This is a genomic window from Rhodanobacter sp. AS-Z3 (genome assembly GCF_029224025.1).
Taxonomy (GTDB): domain Bacteria; phylum Pseudomonadota; class Gammaproteobacteria; order Xanthomonadales; family Rhodanobacteraceae; genus Rhodanobacter.
The window spans coordinates 4,017,556-4,040,763 of sequence record NZ_CP119392.1; the positions used below are offsets into that span (position 1 = coordinate 4,017,556).

Annotated in this window: 13 protein-coding genes and 7 pseudogenes; 13 read left to right on the top strand and 7 right to left on the bottom strand. The window is 61.2% G+C overall.

Annotated elements, in window-relative coordinates; translation table 11 throughout:
• Positions 1-155 precede the first annotated feature (155 nt).
• From PY254_RS17925 to PY254_RS17955, 7 genes and pseudogenes are all read left to right on the top strand, one after another.
• Positions 156-2,261 (top strand): catalase, encoded by a 2,106-nt coding sequence (locus PY254_RS17925; protein ID WP_281013417.1) that lies wholly within the window; start codon positions 156-158, stop codon positions 2,259-2,261.
• 142 nt (positions 2,262-2,403) lie between these two features.
• Positions 2,404-2,814: a host attachment family protein gene (locus tag PY254_RS17930; protein WP_281013418.1), complete on the top strand. Its 411-nt coding sequence runs from the start codon at positions 2,404-2,406 to the stop codon at positions 2,812-2,814.
• Positions 2,815-3,140: 326 nt separating this feature from the next.
• A complete protein-coding gene (locus tag PY254_RS17935) occupies positions 3,141-6,032 on the top strand; it encodes a sensor domain-containing phosphodiesterase (protein WP_281013419.1) in 2,892 nt (963 codons plus the stop codon).
• Positions 6,033-6,182: 150 nt separating this feature from the next.
• The gene (gene istA, locus PY254_RS17940) at positions 6,183-7,679 is read left to right on the top strand and encodes an IS21 family transposase (protein ID WP_281013420.1); all 1,497 of its coding nucleotides are present in this window, start codon (positions 6,183-6,185) and stop codon (positions 7,677-7,679) included.
• Positions 7,672-8,498: pseudogene (gene istB / locus PY254_RS17945) on the top strand (IS21-like element helper ATPase IstB). Before istA (PY254_RS17940) ends, istB (PY254_RS17945) begins: the two are co-directional and overlap by 8 nt.
• Before the next feature lie 56 nt (positions 8,499-8,554).
• Positions 8,555-9,619: a site-specific integrase gene (locus PY254_RS17950; protein WP_281015271.1), complete on the top strand. Its 1,065-nt coding sequence runs from the start codon at positions 8,555-8,557 to the stop codon at positions 9,617-9,619.
• Positions 9,620-9,936: 317 nt separating this feature from the next.
• Positions 9,937-10,197 (top strand): hypothetical protein, encoded by a 261-nt coding sequence (locus PY254_RS17955; protein ID WP_281013421.1) that lies wholly within the window; start codon positions 9,937-9,939, stop codon positions 10,195-10,197.
• Between the two features lie 34 nt (positions 10,198-10,231).
• Here the strand turns inward: PY254_RS17955 and PY254_RS17960 are convergent.
• The 3 genes and pseudogenes from PY254_RS17960 to PY254_RS17970 form a co-directional block, all read right to left on the bottom strand.
• Positions 10,232-11,418, bottom strand: a pseudogene (locus tag PY254_RS17960) (IS3 family transposase).
• A 203-nt stretch (positions 11,419-11,621) separates the two neighbouring features.
• On the bottom strand, positions 11,622-12,782 hold the full coding sequence (locus PY254_RS17965) for an alpha-hydroxy-acid oxidizing protein (RefSeq protein ID WP_281013422.1): 1,161 nt from the start codon (positions 12,780-12,782) through the stop codon (positions 11,622-11,624).
• A 297-nt stretch (positions 12,783-13,079) separates the two neighbouring features.
• Positions 13,080-13,501: pseudogene (locus PY254_RS17970) on the bottom strand (DDE-type integrase/transposase/recombinase); the annotation flags it as partial.
• A gap of 462 nt (positions 13,502-13,963) precedes the next feature.
• Here PY254_RS17970 and PY254_RS17975 point away from each other — a divergent pair.
• The 3 pseudogenes from PY254_RS17975 to istB (PY254_RS17985) all read left to right on the top strand — a co-directional run.
• Positions 13,964-14,449: pseudogene (locus PY254_RS17975) on the top strand (ATP-binding protein); the annotation flags it as partial.
• A gap of 330 nt (positions 14,450-14,779) precedes the next feature.
• Positions 14,780-16,486 (top strand): annotated as a pseudogene (gene istA / locus PY254_RS17980) (IS21 family transposase).
• Positions 16,428-17,134, top strand: a pseudogene (istB, locus tag PY254_RS17985) (IS21-like element helper ATPase IstB). Before istA (PY254_RS17980) ends, istB (PY254_RS17985) begins: the two co-directional pseudogenes overlap by 59 nt.
• Positions 17,135-17,716: 582 nt before the next feature.
• Here the strand turns inward: istB (PY254_RS17985) and PY254_RS17990 are convergent.
• The 3 genes and pseudogenes from PY254_RS17990 to PY254_RS18000 form a co-directional block, all read right to left on the bottom strand.
• Positions 17,717-18,103 carry a PDZ domain-containing protein gene (locus PY254_RS17990; RefSeq protein WP_281013423.1) on the bottom strand — a complete coding sequence of 129 codons (387 nt, stop codon included), beginning with the start codon at positions 18,101-18,103 and terminating at the stop codon, positions 17,717-17,719.
• Between the two features lie 92 nt (positions 18,104-18,195).
• Positions 18,196-18,672, bottom strand: a pseudogene (locus PY254_RS17995) (DDE-type integrase/transposase/recombinase); the annotation flags it as partial.
• A gap of 89 nt (positions 18,673-18,761) precedes the next feature.
• A complete protein-coding gene (locus tag PY254_RS18000) occupies positions 18,762-19,064 on the bottom strand; it encodes a group II intron maturase-specific domain-containing protein (protein ID WP_281015272.1) in 303 nt (100 codons plus the stop codon).
• A 33-nt stretch (positions 19,065-19,097) separates the two neighbouring features.
• On the opposite strand from PY254_RS18000, the gene PY254_RS18005 reads away from it, so the two are divergent.
• A complete protein-coding gene (locus PY254_RS18005) occupies positions 19,098-20,081 on the top strand; it encodes an IS481 family transposase (protein WP_281013424.1) in 984 nt (327 codons plus the stop codon).
• 9 nt (positions 20,082-20,090) lie between these two features.
• Here PY254_RS18005 and PY254_RS18010 read toward each other — a convergent pair whose 3' ends face one another.
• The gene (locus tag PY254_RS18010; protein WP_281013425.1) at positions 20,091-21,053 is read right to left on the bottom strand and encodes an IS1595 family transposase; all 963 of its coding nucleotides are present in this window, start codon (positions 21,051-21,053) and stop codon (positions 20,091-20,093) included.
• A 232-nt stretch (positions 21,054-21,285) separates the two neighbouring features.
• On the opposite strand from PY254_RS18010, the gene PY254_RS18015 reads away from it, so the two are divergent.
• Positions 21,286-21,828, top strand: a complete 543-nt coding sequence (locus PY254_RS18015) for a VOC family protein (protein WP_281013426.1) — start codon at positions 21,286-21,288, stop codon at positions 21,826-21,828.
• A gap of 84 nt (positions 21,829-21,912) precedes the next feature.
• Positions 21,913-23,178 (top strand): aminotransferase-like domain-containing protein, encoded by a 1,266-nt coding sequence (locus PY254_RS18020; protein WP_281013427.1) that lies wholly within the window; start codon positions 21,913-21,915, stop codon positions 23,176-23,178.
• Positions 23,179-23,208 lie beyond the last annotated feature (30 nt).

Below are 23,208 nucleotides of genomic sequence, written 5' to 3' on the forward strand. Positions count from 1 at the left end.
ACCAGCTCGGCCTCGGTCTGGAAGTAAACGGCGGCGAGGTCATGCCGTGACGGGCGCAAGCAGAACGCCCGCAAAACCTTTCTCTTATTCCCCACTCACCACCCTTTCACCGCGCACGCCACAGGCTGCAGTACGTCCATCCACTGGAGCAACCCATGGCCAGCAAAAAACCGTCCGGCGCACCATCGCGTGCTTCCGGCGCTGCAACCGCCGCCCGCGAAACACGCGGCAACGCGGACGAACTTCATCAGCTTGCCGGCGATCAGCACCCGCCCCTGACCACCAATCAGGGCGTGCCGCTCAGCGACGACCAGAACTCGCTGCGGCCCTCCCCGCGCGGCCCGACGCTGCTGGAAGACTTCATCCTGCGCGAAAAAATCACCCACTTCGATCACGAGCGCATCCCCGAGCGCATCGTGCACGCACGTGGCTCGGCTGCGCACGGTTACTTTGAACTCACCCGCTCGTTGAAGAAGTACACCCGTGCGAAAGTCCTCACCGAAGTGGGCAAGAAGACGCCGTTGTTCACCCGCTTCTCCACCGTCGCTGGTGGCGCCGGCTCGATCGACACGCCGCGTGACGCGCGTGGCATCGCGGTAAAGCTCTATACCAGCGAGGGCAACTGGGACCTGGTCGGCATCAACTTCCCGGTGTTCTTCATCCAGGACGCGATGAAATTTCCCGACCTTGTGCATGCGCTGAAAATGGAGCCTGATCGCGGCTATCCGCAGGCCGCCAGCGCCCATGACACGTTTTGGGACTACATCTCGCTCACCCCGGAAAGCCTGCATGCGGTGACCTGGCTGATGTCCGATCGCGGTATCCCGCGCTCGCTGCGCATGATGGAAGGCTTCATGATCCACAGCTTCCGCCTGTTGGCCGAGGACGGCAGCAGTACGTTCGTGAAATTCCATTGGCGGCCGAAACTCGGGCTGCAGTCCACAATCTGGGACGAGACAGTCAAGATCACCGGTGCCGATCCGGACTACCACAGGCGTGACTTGTTCGAGTCCATCCAGCGCGGTGCGTTCCCCGAGTGGGAGCTTGCCGTGCAGCTGTTCAGTCAGGAACAGGCAGATGCGTTCCCGTTCGATCATCTGGATCCGACCAAGCTGATTCCGGAGGAACTGGTGCCGCTCACCGTCATCGGCCGGATGGTGCTGGATCGCTGGCCCGACAACTTCTTTGCCGAGACCGAGCAGGTCGCATTCTGCCCCTCGCATCTGGTGCCGGGCATCGACTTCTCCAACGACCCGCTGCTGCAGGGCCGACTGTTCTCCTACCTGGACACGCAGCTTTCGCGTCTGGGCAGCCCCAACTTTCATCAGTTGCCGATCAACGCGCCCAAATGTCCGTTCGCCAACCTGCAGCGCGATGCGCAGATGCAGATGCAGTCGCCGAAGGGCCGCGTGAGTTACGAACCCAACTCGTTGTCATCGGACACCCCGCGCGAAACACCGGCTGGTTTCATGCATGCCGCCGAAGCCACCGAATCAGGCCGCAAGGGACGCCTGCGCGCCGAGTCATTCGCAGACCACTACAGTCAGGCGAGCCGCTTCTATCGCTCGCAGACCAAACCCGAACAGGCACACATCGCCAGCGCGTTCGTGTTCGAACTTTCCAAGGTGGAAACCGTGCAGGTGCGTGAAGCCATGGTGGGCCACCTGCGCCATGTCGATGAAGACCTGGCCGTTCGCGTAGCCAATGGACTGGCACTGTCGCCGATGCCACCTGCACCGCCGGCACGGGTCGCCCCCGTCGATTTGCCGCTATCGCCCGCTCTGCAGTTGATCGGCAAGATGAAGGACACGCTGAAAGGGCGCATGGTGGGCATCCTGATTCACGACGGTTCGGACGCAACCACCATCAAGGCCTTGCGCAAGGCGGTTGAGGCCGCCGGTGCGGCGGTGCAGATCGTGGCGCCAAAGGTCGGCGGGGCGATATTGTCCAATGGCAAGAAGATGCCCGCCGACGGTCAGCTAGCCGGTACACCATCGGTCTTCTTCGACGCCGTAGCCGTGGTACTCAGCGAGGAAGCTGCCAGGCAGCTCACCGGCGAGTCGGCGGCCAAAGACTTCGTCAGCGATGCCTTTGCTCACCTGAAAGCCATTGCGGCCGACCCAGGTGCACAAGCCCTGCTCAAGGTCGCTGGCGTGAAGAAAGATGCCGGCGTGATCGACGCCGCCGACCCCAAGGCGTTCGTGGCGGCCGCCAAGACGCGCCAGTGGGCACGCGAACCTAAGATTCGCATGCTGCCATGAGGTGGTGACAGACGGGCACGCCAGCAGCGACCTGCCAGTCGCCCGTGTCGCACGGCAAGTACTGCACGCCCTGGCTCCGCGGCGAGGGCACAACCATCGGCGCAGCGTGGTGTTGCGCCGGAACCGCTTGAAGGAGAAACCAATGCACAAGATTCCTGCCAACGCCTGGGTCGTGGTCGCCGATGGAAGCCATGCTCGCCTGTTTCAGAACATGGGCAAGCACGACGCACTGCAGCTGAAGCAAGTCGAACTGGTCGAGCCAGACACGGCGGACCCGGAAGGCCAGGGCCCGTCAGGTCAGCGTCCTCCAGAAGCCACCCCCGAGCAAACCGATGAAGCCACATTCGCGAAGCAACTGGTCCGTCGCCTGAACGCGGCCGCGTTGAAGCAGCAGTTTGAACATCTGTTCCTCATCGCCGATCCGAAAACTCTGGGCGAAATGCGGCCGCAGCTGCATATGGAGACCAGCAAGCGACTCTGCGGCGAGTTGGCCAAGACGCTGACCAACTCACCACTTGAGGAGATCGAGAAGCTCCTGGAAGGGCTGGACTAGCCGCGGCTCACCTCGAACCGAAGGCGTCAGATGGATTGGCGCGTTTCGGAATGATGAACCTGTTCCTTTTCTCCGCTTTTCTCGCCTGGCGAAAGCTGGCTCGCCGTCAAAACGGCCCGGCAAAACCGAGCCAGCTCAACTTGCCCACAGCATCCCGCCACCAGCGCGAAATTTGGACGACCGCGAGTGATCCTGAGCGCGTTCCCGGCTTTCACTTGCGCTTCAGCAAATCCGTCCGTGGCCGTTAACTGACTAACGACTACAGGCGAGCTTTGGCACTTCAGCAATGATGGGAGCGTGGAATAGTGTCAACGGAGCATTCCCCCGTGTCAGCGAACCCGATCCCACTCGAGCGGCGTATCGGGCAACTGGTGAAACGCCTGATCGGGGCGCCCGACCTGCCTGCCTTTTCACGTTCCACGGCCGAGTTCCTTGAGGATGAGGGCCTGGTCAACGTGCTTGTCGGCTGGCACATCGCAGCGCCTGTTGCAGAGTTTCATGACGAGTCGCTTATCGGCGAAGGGGACCACGAGTTGGCCCAACGTGCGTGGAAAGCAAATGGCTGGTCGGTGGATGAGGCCCGGCATCGTATCGCGTGCGTGATCTATTCCGACCCGGGCCACTACGAGTTCGGCGTTGTTTGCGATGGAAGCGATGACTCGCGACCACGCATTGAGGAGCTGGCGGAACTGCTGGGACCGCTGGCCGAGACCATGTTCGAAAAATGCCACGTGTCGGATTCGATGCAGCAGCTCGCCCATTCCGAGCAACTGCAGTCGGCCCTGTTCACGATCGCGGACATGGCCAGTTCGCAGATGGATCTGGTCGACATGTTGCACGAACTGCACATCCTCGTCGGGCGTTTCATGTACGCCGAGAACTTTTACATTGCGCTCTACGATGAGCAACAGGACTCGCTTCGCTTCATCTATCTCAAGGACACTACCGATCCAACCGTGCGCGACGCGAACGAGTTCATCCCGATGTCGGTGATGAAAGGTGGACTCACGTGGCACGTCATTCGTGACGGCAAGCCATTGATGGGAACGCTGGACGAGATCGATGCGCAGCTTGAAAGGCCAGCGCGCGATATTGGCATCGACTGCTTCGACTGGCTGGGAGTGCCTGCCATCGTCGGTGATGTGGTGCGTGGTGTCCTGGTGGTGCAGAGCTACGTGGAACGGCCACGCTATACGCCCGCCGACAAGGCACTTCTCACCTACGTGGGTAGCCACATTGTCACTGCCGTGGATCGCAAGCTGGCCCGGGAAGAGCTGGAGCGCCGCGTGGCGCAACGCACCGAGGAACTCGAGCACAGCGTAAGGCTGCAGAAGGCACTGTTCCGCATTGCGGAGCTGTCGCATACCGCGAGGAATCTTGACGCGTTCTACGGTGCGGTTCACCAGGTCATAGGTGAGTTCTTCGACGCCCGCAACTTTTATATCGCCATGCTTTCGCAAGACGGCAAAATGCTGAACTTCCCGTACTTCGTGGATCAGTTCGACACCACGCCGAAGAGCCGCCCAGTGGGGCTCGGTATCACGGAGTACGGTTTGCGCTACGGCAAGCCTCTGAAGCTGGATATGCGCGATCCCGGCGACAGTGCCATGCTTGAAGACCTGCATAGGCGCGGTGAGGTGAAGCTTAGCGGAAAACAAAGTCTTGCCTGGCTCGGTGTGCCGCTGGTGGTGGACGAACGCGTCGTGGGACTGCTGGCGGTCCAGAGCTACGTTGAAGACGTCAGCTTCACCGAGCGGGACCGCGATATTCTGACCTTCATTTCCTACCAAATCGTCAATGGACTGGAGCGCCAACGCGCTGCGTCCGCATTGCTGAACGCCTACGGCGACCTTGAGCGCCGCGTTGACGAGCGAACGGCCGAGCTATCCGAGCAGATTGAAGTCCGCGAGCGCATCGAACAACGCCTCAAGCACCAGGTGCTGCATGACTCGCTCACCGGCCTGCCCAACCGCGCCTACCTGCGCGACCAGCTGGCGCGGGCAATGGCGCAGCACAAACGCGAACCCGGTTGCGACTTCGCTGTGCTGTTCATCGACCTGGACCGGTTCAAGGTCATCAACGACAGCGTGGGCCACCTTGTGGGCGATGCGCTGCTGAAAGAAGTCGCGCGTCGCCTGTCGCGCTGCGCCCGTAGCGGCCGCGACATGGTCGCCCGTCTTGGCGGAGACGAATTTGCCATCTACATGGAGGTCGACGGCACCGATGGTTCCGTGCGCATGGCGCAGCGGATCCTCGATGCGCTAAGCGAGCCCGTGCGCATCGAGGGCAAGGAACTGTTCACCGGCGCCAGCGTCGGTATTGCGATGTACGCGTCTCACTACACCTCACCCGAGGAAATTCTGCGCGACGCCGACATCGCGATGTACCGCGCCAAGGCGGGCGGGCGCCATCGCTTCGAGTTGTTCGACTCGCTGTTGCACGAGCAGGCACTGTCGCTATTGGAAGTAGAGAGTGACCTGCGTCGCGGCGTGACCCGGCATGAGTTCATCCCCTACTTCCAACCCATCGTCCGGCTGCTCGACGCCAGCATCGTCGGCTACGAAGCTCTGATGCGATGGAATCATCCGGACAAGGGCGTTCTTGCACCGGGCGTCTTCCTGCATGTTGCAGAGGCGAGCGGAATGATGGAGACGCTGGACTGGCAGATCTTCGAACGGGCCATGCGGGTGATCCCCGAGCTGTTGGAGCCCGGCCAATACGTCAATCTCAATTTCTCCCCGCGCCATTTCCGCTCGCCTGAAATCGACGTTCGCTTTCTCGATCTGATTGCGACCTGCGGGGTCAGCCCGCGACAGGTTCGCATCGAAGTGACCGAAGGCGCGCTACTGGAGAATCCCGACCAGATCACGGCCGTCTTCCGGCGCCTGCACAACAGTGGCGTAGAGATCGCCCTGGACGATTTCGGCACGGGTTACTCATCGTTGAGCTACCTTCACCGCTTCAGCATGCATACCCTTAAAATCGACCGCTCGTTCGTCTGCGACCTGCACGCCAACGAGGAACGAAGTACCACCGCGGTGGTGCATGCAATCATGGCGTTGGCGAAATCCCAGCGGATGGAAGTGGTTGCCGAGGGCATCGAAACGTCGGAACAGCGCGAAGCACTGATGGCGCTTGGCTGCGAGCTTGGGCAGGGGTTCTACTTCGCCCGGCCACAATCGTTGGCTGCAATACTGGCTTCGCGTCAGCAGGACTGAGATCGCGATGGGAACAACGCCACAAAGAGGCCAGGTGTTGACGCCGGTTGAAAACTGACCACCAAAGAGGGGTTCTGCCGGTTCAAATGTGACCAGGGTGTTCAACCTAACCTGCTGAGCTTTTAACCAGCGGGGAAACGAGGTGATCACATGAGCATGTACGCCAAAGTCCGCCGGATGCACCTGCGCGAGAAGGTGCCGATCAACGAGATAGCCCGCCGCACGAGCCTGTCGCGCAACACGATCAGGAAGTGGCTCAAGGAGCCTGAGCGTAGCGAGCTGAAGTACGCACGACCGGGCGGATGGACCAAGCTCGATCCGTATGTCGACGAGGTCCGTCAGGCGCTGGAGACCGATGCCCACCGGCCCCGGCGGGATCGACGCACGCTGCTGCGATTGTTTGCCCAGATCAAGGCCAAGGGCTACGACGGCGGCTACTCGCAGCTGACCGAGCGCATCCGCCGGTGGCGCGCCGAGGCGGGCTCGGTGACGGCACGCTCGGCCTATGTGCCGCTGACGTTTGGTTGGGGCGAGGCGTACCAGTTCGACTGGAGCGAGGAAGGCATCGTGATCGGCGGCGTCTACCGCCGGATACGGCTGGCGCACATGAAGCTCTGTGCGAGCCGGGCGTTCTGGCTGGCGGCGTATCCCGGCGAAGGCCACGAGATGCTGTTCGATGCCCATACGCGATGCCTGACCGGTCTGGGAGGTGTGGCGCGGCGTGGCATCTACGACAACATGAAGACGGCCGTGGACAAGGTCGGCAAGGGCAAGGAGCGCATCGTCAACGCCCGCTTCGCGGCGATGTGTTCGCATTATCTGATCGACGCGGACTTCTGCAACGTCGCCGCCGGCTGGGAGAAGGGCCGTGTCGAGAAGGACGTGCAGGACAACCGCCGTGGCCTGTGGCAGGAGGCGCTGAGCGAGAGTTTCACCTCGTTCGCCGAGCTCAACGCGTGGCTGGCCGTTCGCTGCCCGCAGGCGTGGGCCGCTGCATCCCATCCGGACTATCCCGGCATGAGCGTGACCGAAGCGCACGAGCACGAGCAGCCGCACCTGATGCCGATGCCGAGCGCCTTCGATGGCTATGTTGAGATCGTCGCCCGGGTCTCCAGCACCTGCCTGGTCACGGTCAAGCGCAACCGCTACTCCGTGCCGTGCCACTTGGCCGGCCATCGCGTCAGCGCGCGGCTGTATCCCGAACGGATCGTGGTCTATGCCGAACAGCAGGCGGTGGCTGACCACCGGCGTGCACTGGATCGTGATCAGACGGTTTACGACTGGTTGCATTACGTGCCGCTGATCGAGCGCAAGCCGGGGGCGCTGCGCAATGGTGCACCGTTCGGCGGATTGCCCGATGCACTACGCACGCTGCAGCTGGCCTTGTTGCGTCGCCCTGGCGGTGATCGCGTCATGGCTGAGGTCTTGGCGTGTGTACCGACCTTCGGTCTGGAGGCGGTGCTGGTCGCTGTCGAGCTGGTCATCGCCTCCGGCGCGATCAGTGTCGATCATGTGCGCAACGTGCTCGCACGGCTGCGCGAGACACCCACTCTCACGGTCGACACCGCGCTGCGTTTGCAGGAAGAGCCGCTAGCCGATCCCGACCGTTACGACCAGCTGCGTCACATGGAGGTGAGCCATGACTGAAGTCATCGCCGATCTGAAGGCGCTCAAGCTGCACGGCATGGCACAGGCCTATGGCGAGTTGCTTGAACAAGGCGGCACCGCCGCCATGCAAGCCTCGCACTGGCTGATCGAGCACCTGCTTCAAGCGGAGCACACCTATCAAGCTATGCGCACCATCGCCTACCAGATGCATACCGCGCGTTTCCCGATCCACCGGGATCTGGCCAGCTTCGACTTCGCCAGCGCCAAGGTCGACCAAGCAATCGTCAACCAGCTCGCCACGTTGGCCTTCACCGACACCGCGCACAACGTCGTGCTGGTCGGTGGCACCGGTACCGGCAGACGCACCTGGCCACCGCGCTGGGCATCAGCGCCATCCAGCATCACGGCAAGCGCGTGCGCTTCTACTCCACTGTCGAGCTGGTCAATACACTGGAACTGGAGAAGGCTGCCGGCAAGCAGGGGCGCTTGGCCTATACGCTGATGCGCATGGATCTGGTGATCCTGGATGAGCTCGGCTATCTGCCGTTCTCGCAGGCCGGCGGTGCCTTGCTCTTCCACCTGTTGTCCAAGCTCTACGAGCACACCAGCGTGATCATCACCACCAACCTGACCTTCGCCGAATGGGCCACCGTCTTCGGTGATGCCAAGCTCACCACCGCCTTGCTCGACCGGCTGACCCACCACTGCCACATCGTGGAGACCGGCAACGCGTCCTATCGCTTCCGCCACAGCAGCGCCACCGCCAAGGCGAAAATCAGCTCACGCGAGCGGACACGCAAGCGGGGCGACGGCAGTGTCGACACCGTCGGAACCGAAGAGGTCATCGATCCGTTCTGAGCGTCAGCGATCTATACTTATCCACAGCCGAGGGGTCTCCCCTCGGCTTCCTTGCCCTGGTCAGTTTTCAACCGGCAGAGGGGGTCAGTTTTCAACCGGCGCCAACACAGCAGGCGGCCAACGCCGTGCGCGAACTGCTGGCCGAAGCGGCCGCTGCCAACACCACGCGAAGTTACGCTGCCGCCCTGCGCTATTGGGTCGGTTGGCACCAAGCACGATTTGGCGTGGAGATGACGCTGCCGGTCAGCGAAACCGTGGCTATCCAGTTCCTGGTCGACCACATTCAGCGCAAGAACAAGTCCGGTCTGGTCAGCGAGTTGCCGCCGGCGATTGATCAGGTATTAGTCACGGCCGGGCTTAAGGCGAAACTTGGGCCGCTCAAACTCTCGACCGTGACCCAACGCGTGGCCGTGCTGTCGACGGCGCACAAACTCAAGCGTCTGACCAATCCGTGCGAGTCGGCCAGCGTACGCACGTTATTGAGCCGCGCGCGCCGTGCCTCGGTCAAACGCGGCGAGCGACCCACCAAGAAGATTGCTATCACACGGCCGGAGCTTGAGGCCATGCTGGCCACCTGCGATGACTCACTCGAAGGTTTGCGCGATCGCGCCCTGCTCTGCTTTGGCTTCGCCAGTGGCGGACGCCGGCGCAGTGAGATAGCCGCCGCGGATAAGCGCGACCTGCGCAAGACCGGCGAGGATGGCTATATCTATCGGCTTGAGTATTCGAAGACGCAGCAAGCCGGCGTGACGGTGGATTCGACACCGGACAAACCGATCTTGGGAATTAGCGCCCGGGCGCTCTCGGCGTGGCTGGAGGCGGCGGGAATAAATGAGGGGGCGATTTTTCGGCGGATATGGAAGGATCGGGTCGGCCCTGCCCTCTTACCGGGTTCGGTGGCGACGATCGTCAAGAGACGGGCCACACTTGCGGGGCTTGATGGGGACTTTGGAGCGCATAGCCTGAGGTCGGGCTTCGTGACGGAGGCGGGCAAGCAAGGCGTGCCGTTACCGGCGGTGATGGCTATGACGGAACATCGTTCCGTAGCCAGCGTTATCGGGTATTTTCAATCTGGAAGTGCCGCCGACAACCCGGCTTCCCGCCTATTGGATCGCAACTGAGACGGTGAGGCGCCGTGGTGAATTGACCATGACTTCGCTCAAGGGAAAAGATATCCATGGATGTCGTGCACTGGTGGTTTTGGCCGTCCATCGGCGTGAGCTTGGCTGCCTTAGCCCTTTACTTGGGCTTGCGCTGTCGGCGGCGGGATACCCGCGCGTCGCATGGCGGAATTGCAATTGGGGGAAACAACTACGGCACGGCTGTGACCAAACGCTCCGAGCATTCGCGCCCGCCCAGTGAAACTTGGACGCTCGTGGTGGCCATTGTCTCTTGTGCGGTGGCGAATCTCGCTTGGCTGTTTCCGCGGTCTTGATGCATGTGGTCTTGGCTGCGCAATTTGCTACCTCATAAACGCGGCGGCGCCCTTGGCGCATCAGCGGACGGCGCAGCGCAGGCTGCCACGGGCGGCGTGGCGATCGGTGGAAACAATTACGGTTCAATCTTTACAGGACCGGTCAACATCCCTTCACGCGAAGAACCCGGCGAGGATGCCGCGTGGGCCGAAGGCCTGGTCCTGTGCGAACGCCTCTTTCGGCAGATCGCCCACGCACGCTTTGACAGTTCCACGGTCGTCTGACCTTGCCCTCGAATTCCGTACCCCATAACCGAGGTCATGAGCTGGCTTGTTTGGTCTGATCGTTCAGCCAGTGTTGCTCGAACTGCATCGGGCTGACGTAGTTCAAGGTGGAGTGTAATCGGGACTGGTTGTACCAGAGGATCCAGGCAATCGTTTCATCCTTGGCATGACGGCGAGTAATCAAGCGTTGACCGTGCAACCGTTCCACCTTCAGTGAGCCGAACAGCGTTTCGCTGCAGGCATTGTCCCAGCAGTTGCCACGCCGACTCATCGAGGCGGTGATGCCACAGTCTTTGAGTCCGTTTCGGAAGTCTTCACTGGCGTATTGGCTGCCGCGGTCACTGTGGAAAATCAATCCGGCGTCCTTGTCGGGATGGCGCCTAAACCATCCCATGCGCAGTGCATCGATCACGAGGTCGCGGGTCATGTCCGCGCGCATCGACCAACCCACGACCTGACGGCTGAATAGGTCGATCACCACGGCCAGGTACAGCCAACCTTCGTCGGTGGGAATGTAGGTGATGTCACCCACCCAGACCTAGTCCGGCTTGGCCACGGTGAACTGGCGGTCGAGCAGATTCGGCGCGATCGGCAGATCGTGGTTGCTGTCGGTGGTGACCTTGAACCGCTTCTTGCCCTTGGCGCGAATGCCGTGCTCACGCATCAGCGCCTGCAGTCGCTGCTTGCCGACGCGCATGCCGTTCTTGCGTAGTTCACGCCAGATGCTTGGCCTGCCGTAAGCACGCTTCGTCTGAGCGTGAATCGCCTTGATGTGCACCAATAGCGCGTCGTCACTCAGGTGGCGGCGTGGCGTCTCGCTGGCCTGCCGCGCCACATGCCCGTGGTAGCCGGTGACGCTCACTTCAAGCAACCGGCATTGCACGGTAATCGGCCACCTCTGGCGGTGACGCTGGATGAAGGCGTACTTCACTTCGCTACCTTGGCGAAGTACGCCGTCGCTTTTCCCAGGATATCGCGCTCCATCTTCACCCGAGCCAGCTCGGCACGCAGCCGGGCAATCTCCATCTGTTCAGCGCTCACCGGCTTGCTGTCGGCACCCTTGAGCTGGCTTTGCCGGCTCAATTTGACCCAGTTGAACAGCGTCTCCTCAACGAGCCCCAGCGTCTTGGCCACCGAGGCTTGGCTTTGACCACCCTCGACCAGCCGCACCGCTTCTTGCTTGAATTCGAGCGTGTAGCGCGCTCGTGCTGTCTTCGTCATGTCGTTCTCCTTGCGTGGATTGAATCACACGGCAAGGGGTACGTTTCTCGGGGGCAAGGTCAGACCTGAGTGCGCCAAACCGTCGATCGAACTATCGATTTTTCGTAGAAATACCGAAATGTTTGCGCGGACGTATGGACGTCCGTTCCAGATTCAATAGATCAGAGCATCCCTATTTGATAGCCCCCTCGACGAGGGATTTGTCATGTCATTATTTCGGTGTCGTGTCGTGAACCTGTGGTTGCTATGTGCAGATAGTCGCAATCAAGTTGATCGAGCGAAGGACAACCGAGTTGCACGAGTACGGAATCCAGTTGTGCGCGTAATAAACCAATGACATCATCGACGCCTCGTTCGCCACGGGCCGCGAGGCCGTACAAGGTCGCACGGCCGAGCATCACGATATCGGCGCCGAGCGCGATGGCTTTGGCGATATCGGACCCTCGACGAAAACCGCTATCGATTAGAATTGGCGCGCGCGTAGCGGCGCGTACGTCGGCAAGTGCCTCGATCGGGGCAATACAATCGTCAAGCTGGCGACCGCCATGATTAGACACGACGACCCCATCCACGCCTAGCAAAACACAACGCGTCGCGTCTGCCGCAGTGAGGAGACCCTTCACGAGCAGACGGTGCGGCCAGAGATCACGCAACCAGGCTAGGCCATTCCAGTCAAATGTTGCATCCATGCTGCGGCTCAAGACCGCAGCTTGCATTTCGATATCGTGCGGATCGATATCGGCGAAGTTCGCCAGCCGCGGCAAACCATGGCGCAGCACGGATACACTCCAGCGAGGATGGGTCAATCCATCCCAGAGCAGGCCAGGCGTAACGCACAATGGCAAGGCGAAACGGTTGCGTAAATCGCGCTCGCGAGTACCGTTCCTTACGACGTCGACAGTCAGCACCAGTGTGGTGTAGTCGGCGGCGAGAGCACGGCGTACCAATTGCTCAGCCAAGCGACGGTGAACCACGTAAAGCTGGAACCAGTGTTCGCCGTCGGCCTGACGGGCGATGTCTTCGATACTGGTGCTTGCGGCAGTCGAAAGCACAAATGGCAAGCCGTGTCGAGCAGCTGATCTGGCGAGAGCGAGATCACCCTGCGGCCAGAAAAGATCATTCAGCCCCGTTGGGGCGATAACTAATGGCAGCGGCAATCTCCGATGAAACAACACCCGCGACATATCACGGGTGCTGACGTCATGCAGTCTCTTAGGCCTGAAACGAATCTTGGCGAAGGCCTCACAGTTATGGCGCAGCCCACGTTCGTCCTCAGCGCCACCTTCCAGATAGTCGAAGACTCTGCGGGGCAGGCGCCGCCGCGCGGCCTTACGATAGTCATCCACATTGATCCATGAATTCACCTGATGCTCCCTGGCGCCTTTCCAGGCGCGGATGTCCCTTGCTGAAGAATTCGGGTGTTCCTTACTGCGGAGGGGACGGCAACACGATCTGCATGTTATCCTGCGAGGCGACCTGGATCGAGTGCTCCCCTTGCTGATTGCGCACGAGCACTGTCATGGTTGGCGGATTTTTCGCGAGAATTCGCGAGAAGAAGCCTGACTATGTCATCGACATGGTCGACGCGCTGGTCTTCGATAGCCATAATCGTATCGCCTTCATGAATCGCCCCGGGTTTCGTGGAGGCTATTTGGTTTAAGTCAGGCCAACACGGTAGCGGGCTGGCTGGCGAGTTGCCGATAGTAGTTTGCCTTAGCCTCTGCCGGTGGGATATAGCCGATGGGTTCGAGCAGCCGGTGGTGGTTGAACTAAGCCACCCATTCCAGTGTGGCTAGTTCCACTGCCTCCCTGGTTTTCCATGGCGCTCGGCGGTGGATCATCTCGGCGTTGTAAAGACCGTTGATGGTCTCGGCTAGAGCATTGTCATAGCTGTCGCCCTTGCTTCCCACGGACGGTTCGATCCCCGGCTCGGCCAGGCGCTCGGTGTATCGAAGCTGACGTATTGCGAGTCTCTGTCCGAATGGTGCACTAACCCGTTGTCGCGCTCAGGTTGTCGTGCGTACAGCGCTTGTTCCAGGGCACCGAGCAAGAAGTCCGTGCGCATCGAGCTACTGACCCGCCACCATCACGGTCGAAACGAGCCTGATCGTCGCAACGGTGCCCCTCGCCGACCCGCAGCGCTACGACACCCTGCGCAAGGAGGTGGGCCATGACTGACCTGGCTGCGGCACTGAAGACGCTGCGCCCGTATGGCATGGCCGGCTGCCATGCCGACTGGGTCGAGCGGGGCGGCACCGGGGGATTGACCACCCGCGAAGCGCTGCTGACCCAGCTGTTGGAGGCCAAGACGACGGATCGGGCGCACCAGCAACGCCCTGGAGCGCGTCAACAAGGAGCTCAAACGCCGCACCCGTGTGGCCACACTGTTCCCCAGCACTACCTCCTGCGAACGCCTAGTGACCGCCGTCGCCATGGAGATCTCCGAGGAGTGGATCACCGGGCGCATCTACCTCGACATGACCGAAAAGGCGTGATCATTAACCCGACGAACGGCTAGCGAAATTACAGAAAGGGTGTTGCTTTATCCGGCAAGACCCATCTGGCCACGGCGCTGGGGGTCGAGGCAGTGACCCGGCATGGCCAGCGCGTGCGCTTCTACTCGACCGTGGAATTGGTCAATGCGCTTGAACAGGAGAAGGCCGCAGGCAAGGCCTGGCGCCTCACCCATCAGCTCATGCACCAGGATCTGGTGATCCTCGACGAGCTCGGCTACCTGCCGTTCTCGCAGGCCGGCGGAGCACTGCTGTTCCATCTGCTCTCGAAACTCTACGAGCACACCAGCGTGATCATCACCACCAACCTGGTCTTCGCCGAATGGAGCCAGGTCTTCTTCGATCCGAAGCTCACCACCGCCCTGCTGGATCGGCTCACGCATCACTGCCACATCATCGAGACCGGCAACGAGTTCTATCGCTTCCGCCATTCCAGCAGCACGGCCGAAGCCCGGATCAAGTCCCGCGAGCAGGGGCGCGAAGCCGCTGCCAAGGAGGTGATCGACGAGCCCTACTGACCGATTCGTCACGACCCACTGTTACACTCTACCCAGGCCGAGGGCATGCGCCCTCGGCCTCCAGCCCTAGTCGATTTTCAACGCGCATGGCTGGCCAGTTTTCAACGTGTCCCAACACTCATGCTTGACGCTCCTGCTCAGAAGACTTTGAATAGTGCGTATTCCGGCCCACCGTGACCGGTCGTTTCGGTAAGACGTGACCGCCTGTTTCGGTTGATCGTGACCGATTTCCGGTGGCGACCGAATGACCGGTCACGGCTTACCGAAACGCAAATTTCGTTGTGCATAACTTCAACGCACGGTCATCCTCCCTAGTTTTTGGAAGGGAAGATGCCGACACCGCGAGTAGCTATGCACAAGATCAAAGAATGTCTCCGACTGAAGCTGGATTGCGAGCTGTCGCATGAACGCATTGCCTTGGCGTTGGGCTTGTCCAAGGGCGTGGTGAGCAAGTACGTGGCCCGCGCCGAGGCGGCGGGGCTGGACTGGCCGGCGCTGTCGGCGCTGGATGAGACTGAGGTGGCGGCCAAACTGTGCGCGCCGGCGCCGGCGCCGGTGGTGCGTGGCGACCGGGCACCGATCGACCTGCCGTGGGTGCACCGCGAACTGCGCCGCAAGGGCGTGACGCGGCAGCTGTTGTGGGAGGAGTATCGGGAGGCAAACGCCGATCGGGCCACCTACCAGTACACCCAGTTCTGCCAGCACCATCAGGACTACGCCGGCTCGCTACACCGTTCGATGCGGCAACTGCATCGTGCCGGCGAGAAATTGTTCATCGACTATGCCGGACCGACCGTCGCCATCGTCAACCCCGACACCGGCGAGTTGCGCCGAGCGCACATCTTCGTCGCCGTGCTCGGTGCCTCCAGCTACGCCTACGCCTGCGCCACCGCCGGCGAGAAACAGGTCGACTGGCTGCGTGGCCTGTCGCAGGCGCTGGCGTTTGTTGGCGGAGTGCCGGCGCTGGTGGTGCCGGACAACCCTCGCGCGCTGATCGCCAACCCGGATCGTTATGAGCCCGAGCTCAACCGGGCGACGCAGGACTGTGCGCGGCATTACGGGATGGCGATTCTACCGGCCCGACCGCGCCGCCCGCAGGACAAGGCCAAGGCCGAAGCCGGGGTTCAGGTGGTCGAACGCTGGATCCTGGCGCGGCTGCGTCACCAGTGCTTCTCACCCTCGCGGCACTGAACCAGGCGATCGCCGAGCTGCTGGCAGACATGAACGCGCGGCCGTTCAAGAAGCTTGATGGTTCCCGCCGCACGTGGTTCGAGACGATCGACCGGCCGGCACTGCTGCCGTTGCCAGTGCAGCCGTACGAGCTGGCGCAGTTCAAAGTGTGTCGGGTCAACATCGACTACCACGTCGACATCGACCGGCATTACTACAGCGTGCCGCACGCGCTGGTGCGCAAGGAAGTCGAGGCGCGCATCACGGACACCATCGTCAAATCCTGCACGCCGGGCAGCGCGTGGCCAGCCATGTGCGCTCGGATGCGCGGGGTCGCCACACCACCGTGGCCGAACACATGCCGGCCGCGCATCGCGCCCATCTGGAATGGACGCCCGGACGCTTCCTGCGCTGGGCCGCAGACATCGGGCCGGCCACGGGCCAACTGGTCGAGCATCTGCTGACTGACCGGCCGCATCCGGAAATGGGCTACCGCAGTTGTCTGGGCCTGCTGTCACTGGCGCGTCACTACGGCCACCCCCGCCTGGAAGCGGCGTGCGCCCGGGCCGTGGCGATCGGCTCGCGCACACGCAAGTCGGTGCTGTCGATCCTGCAGGGTGGGCTGGATCAGCAGCCCTTGCCGACGGTTGAGGTGCAGACCGACTGGGTCAGCCCGGACCACGACAACCTGCGCGGCCCGGCGTACTACCTCGACCCACCACCACCCACTAATCCCACCCACTAAAAGGACACCCCTATGTTGACCCATCCCACCCTGGACCAGTTACGCGTGCTCAAGCTGGACGGCATGGCGCACGCCTTGGAAGAACAGCGTCTGCTACCGGCCTGCCAGGATCTTGCGTTTGAAGATCGGCTCGGCTTGTTGGTGGATCGAGAACGCAGCTGGCGTGATGGCCGGCGGCTGGCGCGGCTGCTGCGATCGGCCAAACTCAAGCACATCGAAGCCTGTCTCGAAGACGTCAGTTACAGCGGCGGCCGCGGGATCGACAAGCGCTTGATCGCGAACCTGTCCGGTGGCGACTGGATCCGGCAAGGTCAGAGCATCCTGCTCACCGGCCCGACCGGCGTCGGCAAGACCTGGCTCGCCTGCGCGCTCGGGCAACAGGCCGGTCGCCAAGGCTTCCCCGTGCTCTACCAGCGCGTGCCGCGCCTGACCGAAACGTTACGCATCGCGCACGCCGATGGCAGCTTCGGCCGTTTGCTCACCCAGCTGGCGCGGGTCGACGTGCTGATCCTGGACGACTGGGGCATGACGCCACTCGATCAGGCGGCACGCCACGACCTGCTTGAAGTCATCGACGACCGCAGCACCAGCAAATCCACCCTGATCACCAGCCAGCTGCCGATCGATCACTGGCATGCCTGGCTCAACGATCCGACCGTGGCCGACGCCATCCTCGATCGCCTCGTCATCGCTCCCATCGCATCAATCTGAAGGGCGAATCCCTGCGCCGAAAACCACTGGACAAGGACAAACCTGGCGACCCATCGTGACCGAACCCGTTACACTTTAATGCAGCGCACAACGATTGGCAGCGACCGGTCACGATCGACCGAAACGAGCGGTCACGATCACCGAAATACCCAGAATAGGCTCTAAGGTCGTGACGCATCGAAGCGCGTCCCCGGATAGGGGTGGATTTGTCGACAGTACGGCAAATGACGACGAGCGATACGGTTGAAGTGTTCCCAGGATTAACAATGACTTTGGCTACGCCGAAGCAGGGCATGTCGCCAAGCGCGACAGACTTCGCTGCGGAAACCTTCCAAACGCTTCAGGTTGCCGGGGAACGCATGGTAGTTGAAGTAACCTTGCACCACACGGTGCAGCCGCTGTCCCACGACGTTGACCGGCTCATGCCGGCGGCGCATCAGCGCCTCCCGAAGTGCAGTCATAGTTGTGCCGGCATCAGCTTCTTGGCCGTGAGGTAAAGCAACCGGAATCCACCATGGCGGGTCACGCCGCAACAATGCGTAAAGCCCAGAAAATCGAAGGTCTCTGGCCTGCCCTGCCCGGGTTTGCGTCGCTTGATAGCCGCAAGTCGTCGAACTTCTGCCTAACCGGCCGTGCCGCGTTTACGGATGTGGGTTCACAAGGTTTACGTAGTCACTGGCTACTACTGTCAATACCTGCTCGGCATGACCGCGCCGCACCTGGATTTTCACGTTGGCGGGTTTGCTCGCTTGCAGTTGTTTGAACAGTTCGCCCACGTGCTTCACGGGATGGCCATCGACGGCGAGGATCACGTCGCCTTGTTGCAGACCCCACAGGTTGGCCGGGTTCACCTTGGTGACTTCGATGCCGGCGTTGTCACTTGAATGCAGATCGAGAATGCGACCGTCCGAGTTGTGCCACGCAAGGCTGTCGCGGGTGTTATGGAAAGTGGTGTACCAGCCGGCATAGGCAGGCATGATGGTCGCGGCAGCTATCGCGAGGACACCGCAAATAATCAGTCGTCGCATGGTGTTTTCTCCAATTGAGTTTGTTTGTTTGGAACTTTGTCCGAGTCTCAATGTGAACTGCCCTAGCTTTTCTGGAGGCTGTTTGGTTTGCGTCAAGCCGCCTTGAGCAGCGCGGCCTGTTGCCGATAGTAAGCCGTTTCGGCTTCCGCTGGTAGGATGTTTCCGATCGTCCCCAGCAGTCGTTGGTGATTTAACCAGTGCACCCAATCGAGCGTAGCCATCTCCACGGCCTCGAGCCTCCACAAGGACTGCCGATTGATCACTTCGGCATTACACAGCCCGTTGATGGTCTCGGCCAGCGCATTGTCGTAGCTGTCGCCCACGTTGCCGACGGAGGATTCGATGCCGGCCTCGGCCAAGCACTCGGTGTAGCGGATCGACACGTACTGCACACTGCGGTCGCTGTTGTGAATGAGCACGTCGTCGCCGTCCCGGCGTCGCGCGTGCTCCAAGGCGTCGAGCACAAAGTCCGTGCGGGCCGAGGACGACACGTTCCAGCCCACGATGCGACGGGCTAACACGTCGACCACGAAGGCCACGTAGACGAAGCCCTACCAGCTGGAGACGTGGGGTGAGTAGGCAGGGAGAGTTGCACCCCAGCCCCTCGCAGAACCGGACGTGAACCTCTCGACTCATCCGGCTCCCATCATCGAGCCGTTCACGTATAACGCAGTTTCCAATGTACAAAAGCCCGGGAATGGACGTTGGCCAGTTGACGAAGTGCTTCCCACGCCCGCGTTTTATGGCGAACGAGGGACTTGTACTTGCGCTGCAGCCACCGCATCAAATACGCATCCAAGTGTTTCCAGACGGTATCCGTCGCGGAGCCGTGGAATCGCTCGTAATAGTTCCTCCAGCCACGCAGCACTGGATTGAACATGCGGGACAGATCGTCGTGTCTGGTTCCGTGTGATTCTCTCTCGCAGCGGGTCTGGCGTTTGAGCGCCGCCCGTGATGCGATGGAACAACTCTGCCAGTCCCTCGGAACCCGATCATGACGCTGACACTACACCCGCTGGCCCGGACCACGCCGCGCATCCTCGCTGAGCTGCGTGCGGAGGAACCGGGCTTGAGCGATGCGGCCCTGGCACGTCGCTACGGTGTCACGGCACCTACCGTGCGCAAGTGGCGCGAGCGCGACTCGACCGCCGATCGATCGCACCGCCCTGACACGCTTCATTGCACGCTGACACCCGCGCAAGAAGCAGTGGCGATGGAAGTCCGCCGCACGCTGTGGCTGCCGCTGGACGACCTGCTGGTGATCGTGCGTGAGTTCCTCAATCCGAAGGTTTCCCGCTCGGGTCTGGCGCGATGCATGAAGCGCCACGGCGTGAACCAGCGCCCGGTAGAGGACAAAGACGCACCGATCGTGCGCAAGACGTTCAAGGACTATGCGCCCGGCTTCGTGCACATGGACATCAAGTACCTGCCGCAGATGGCCGATGAAACGGCTCGGCGTTATCTCTTCGTCGCCATCGACCGCGCCACGCGCTGGGTCTATCTGCGCATCTACGGTGACCAGAGCGAGGCCAGCAGCACGGACTTCCTGCGCCGCGTGAAAGCGGCTGCGCCCATGACCATCGAGAAGCTGCTGACCGACAACGGCAGCCAGTTCACTGACCGCTTCACCAGCAAGCGGAAGGAACCGTCGGGCCATCACGCCTTCGACCGCGAGTGCGCGCTGCTCGGCATCGAGCACCGGCTGATCACGCCACGTCACCCGCAGACCAACGGCATGGTCGAGCGCTTCAATGGCCGCATCAGTGACATCCTGGCCACCACCCACTTCCGCTCACGCGAGGATTTGCAGACCACGCTTGAACGCTACCAGACGCTGTACAACGAACATCTTCCGCAAAAGGCGCTCGGTCACAAGACACCCGTGCAAGCCATCCGTGCATGGCGCAAAGAACGCCCGGAATTGTTCGTCAGAAAATTGAAGAACCAGACGGAACTTGACAACTCGCCACCTGATTAGCGACGACGCTCAGCCATGAAAATTGTCGATGGCACGCAATTTTGGCTCAGGCCAAGGTTTGCACAGCACCATGGCCCGCGCCAGTCGCGGCAGCAACTCGGCGAGGCGAAACCGACGGTTGAACCGGTAGGCCGCCTCGGCCAGGTAGCGCCGCGCGTACTTGGCCTGCCGCATGGCGTGGTAACAGCCGCTGATGGCGCGTTTGACGTTGCCGAGCACCACGTTCACCCAGCGCGCGCCCTTGACCTCGGTCGCGGTACGTCCACCTTCGGTTTCCAGCACGGTATGTGCATGATCCAATTCGACGACGCGCCGGAAGCAGCCCAATCCATCGCTGAAGACTTCCGCATCGGGTGCAAGGCGCCGCTTGCCCCAGTCGGTGAGTGCGACATTGTCGAAGCTACGCACCGGCTCGATGACGGCGAAGGTCGGGTGTTCCAGCGTTTCGTCAGTGGATACGGCCACCACGAACGGCTGTTTGTTTTCCGATCCGCGTCCTGGCTTGCCGCCGTTGCGTTCGCCGCCCAGGTAGGCATCATCGATCTGCACGAAATCCGTGAGTTGGCGCGGTTCTTCACGTTCAGTCATGGTCTGCATGATCTTGTGCTTGAGCTTCCAGGCGGTGTCGTAGCACACGCCAAGGTGCCTCTTCAGTTCCAGCGCGGACATATTGGTCTTGCTGCCGGTCAACAGATGCATCGCCAAGAACCACGTCGTCAGCGGGAGCTTGCTGCCCTCAAACGCCGTCCCGCTGGTCAGCGTCGTCTGATGCCTGCACGTGCGGCATTGGTAGTACACCCGGCCCGCGCGGCGAAACTTCGAGCGCGGCCGGCTATCGCACTTCGGGCAGCGGAACCCCTTCGGCCAGCGCGCCCTGTACAGCGCCCGGTAGCACCTGGCTTCGGTGCCGTACCGCTGGATGAACTGCGCCATCGACAACCCCGCCTGGAACTGCACTTGGTTCATAGCCATGACGACTCTCCGTCTCCTAACATGACATCGAGGCTGCGCCGGGCACGTCTCAAATCACGCGACCGCCAACTGAGCGTCGTCGCTAATCAGGACTCGCCATGCTTGCAGCATGCGATTCACTTCGGTATCGTCTATCAATGTACATTTCAGACACCGCCATTCCTTTGTAATAATATTTGGACCTTGTCGACAGTGTTCTTTAAGGCCCAGATCGGCAGCCCAAGGGATAGTAATGGATTACGACGTTAAATCACCGCTGTCGGCCGAACGCTGTGAATCGGCCTATGGCTCACTCTCCGAAGTCCCCTTTAGGCGCATCGATCACATCGCTCTTGCGGTGCGCGATCTCGAAGAAGCAGTACATCTTTTCGGGAATATCCTTGGCTTCGAGCTAAAAGGCCGCCGACAAATCCGCGGTGCGACCACCGGCATGATCTCTGCCGAAATGGAAATCAACGGCATGCGGTTCGTGCTTTGCCAAGGGACGGAACCCCAATCGCAGGTATCCCAACTGATCGAGAATTTCGGCGTTGGCTTGGCGCATGTGGCATTTGAGGTCGAGGACGTAGAGCAAACGGTCGAGATGCTTCGCAACCGTGGCATGGGCTTCGATACCAATGTCATTCGCGGTTCCGGTCTTACGCAATCGTTCACTACGCGCTGCCACAATACCGGCATGAGTTTTGAGCTCATTCATCGCGAAGGCGAGGATGGTTTTCTCGAAGGCAACGTGCAGGCGTTGTTTGACCAGTTGGAACAGGGTAACAAGTACTGACGCTTTAAATGGATGCTGCCGGGCCGCCGGGGGGTGGCGCTGAGCCGTTGTGAGTGTGCGTTGGAAAATTTATCTGGGGGAGTAATGGCAATTCCGGGGAACAATTCTGTCATGAATTTTCTTAATGAAGTCGCCGAGGCTTATCCAGCGGCGATTTCGTTGGCAGCTGGACGTCCGGGTAACCAGTTATTCGACGAGATTGATACAGAATCCCTGAGTCGCTGGTTGGCCACCTTTCGCGGTACCGCTCCTTTATCGAGCCTGTTGCAGTACGGCCGCACTGCGGGCCTGATTCATGAGCTCGTCGCGCGCCAGATCACCAACGACGACGGCGTACCTGCTTGCGCGGATCGCATGGTCGTTACGGCGGGGTGTCAGGAAGCGCTTGCATTGTGCGTGCCAGAGCTGTGTCGGGAAGCGAGTGATGTGCTGCTGGTGCGTAACCCTTGCTACATCGGCATCACCGGCGCTGCAGCCGGCGCATCAGTCGCGTTGCAGTCATTGGATGGAAACATCTCTGGCATCGATGCACAGATTGAATCGGCCGTTGCACAGTTGACAACAAGTGGACGCAGTGCGCGCGCTGTCTATCTCGTGCCGGATTTTGACAATCCCACCGGCGAAGTTATATCGCTGGAACAGCGCCGCGCGATTCTTGCGATGTGTGCACGTCATCGTATCGTGGTGCTTGAAGACAACCCGTACGGAATGTTCCGCTACGAAGGCACCCCGATTCCACCCATGGCGGCGCTCGACGACACGGGCTGTGTCATCTACTTCTCTACCTATTCGAAGACTATTGCCCCCACCATGCGTGTTGGTGCCGTGATGCTGCCGGAAAGTCTGTTTGGTGATCGTGGCGCATCCGTCGCACTGTACAAGGCGATCGTGGAGCGAAAGAGCTTTGTTACGGTCAATACCAGTCAACTGTGCCAAGCCATTGTCGGCGGCTTGCTGATCGAGCGCGATTGCAGTTTGCGCAGCTGGCTCAGCCCCACCGTGGAGATGTACCGGCGCAATCGCGACGAAATGCTTGCGCAGCTCGCCGAGAGTTTCCCCACTGGCAGGGCAGCGGTTAACTGGAACCAGCCTGAAGGTGGCTTTTTTCTTTGCGTGGATGTGCCGATGCGCTTCGATGGCGACGCTGCCACCGAGTGCGCTACCCGCGATGGCGTGATCGTGTTGCCGATGTCCTTCTTCGCGTTCGACGCGACACAGGACCAGCGGATCCGTCTCGCATTCAGCGCAGTCGAGCCGGATCGCATCCGTGCCGGTATTGTTGGACTGTCCCGATTCGTCGCACGCCGTGTCGGGACGCACGTTCGCCGCGAACATTCCTTGGCGATCTGATAACGGGGCGACGCGGTGAATTTCTCCGTG

Bases quoted from the DNA above. Each gene is read 5' to 3' on its own strand.
- PY254_RS17925 (WP_281013417.1), top strand. From the start codon at position 156: ATGGCCAGCAAAAAACCGTCCGGCGCACCATCGCGTGCTTCCGGCGCT.
- PY254_RS17930 (WP_281013418.1), top strand. From the start codon at position 2,404: ATGCACAAGATTCCTGCCAACGCCTGGGTCGTGGTCGCCGATGGAAGC.
- istA (WP_281013420.1), top strand. From the start codon at position 6,183: ATGAGCATGTACGCCAAAGTCCGCCGGATGCACCTGCGCGAGAAGGTG.
- PY254_RS17955 (WP_281013421.1), top strand. From the start codon at position 9,937: ATGTGGTCTTGGCTGCGCAATTTGCTACCTCATAAACGCGGCGGCGCC.
- PY254_RS17990 (WP_281013423.1), bottom strand. From the start codon at position 18,103: ATGCGACGACTGATTATTTGCGGTGTCCTCGCGATAGCTGCCGCGACC.
- PY254_RS18005 (WP_281013424.1), top strand. From the start codon at position 19,098: ATGACGCTGACACTACACCCGCTGGCCCGGACCACGCCGCGCATCCTC.
- PY254_RS18010 (WP_281013425.1), bottom strand. From the start codon at position 21,053: ATGGCTATGAACCAAGTGCAGTTCCAGGCGGGGTTGTCGATGGCGCAG.
- PY254_RS18015 (WP_281013426.1), top strand. From the start codon at position 21,286: ATGGATTACGACGTTAAATCACCGCTGTCGGCCGAACGCTGTGAATCG.
- PY254_RS18020 (WP_281013427.1), top strand. From the start codon at position 21,913: ATGGCAATTCCGGGGAACAATTCTGTCATGAATTTTCTTAATGAAGTC.